This window comes from Winogradskyella poriferorum, assembly GCF_050618035.1.
GTDB lineage: Bacteria > Bacteroidota > Bacteroidia > Flavobacteriales > Flavobacteriaceae > Winogradskyella > Winogradskyella poriferorum_A.
Genome location: NZ_JBODPY010000066.1, coordinates 1 through 251, shown reverse-complemented (window position 1 = coordinate 251; position 251 = coordinate 1). Strand labels below are relative to the sequence as shown.

Below are 251 nucleotides of genomic sequence, written 5' to 3'. Positions count from 1 at the left end.
ATTTTTTTTACGCAAAAAGTTGTTTTTTTGGAAATATATAGATATGTTTACACCCTCAAAATTATTAAGATCAATAATTAACCTCGAATTTATGTGTATCAAGAAGTTATTAACAGTAACAGTAATCTTAACCTTACTTACTAGTTGTGGAACCGGCGACAAAGGAGAGCTGGTTGGAGTAAATGGAAAGAAATGGCATCCCGAGAAACCTTATGGGATGAGTCTTATTCCTGGAGGAGCATTTATCATGG

1 pseudogene is annotated in these 251 nt (G+C 33.9%); it reads left to right on the top strand.

Features of this window, described 5'->3' with window-relative positions:
* Positions 1-91: 91 nt before the first annotated feature.
* A pseudogene (locus tag ACRHOC_RS14945) lies at positions 92-251 on the top strand (gliding motility lipoprotein GldK); the annotation flags it as partial.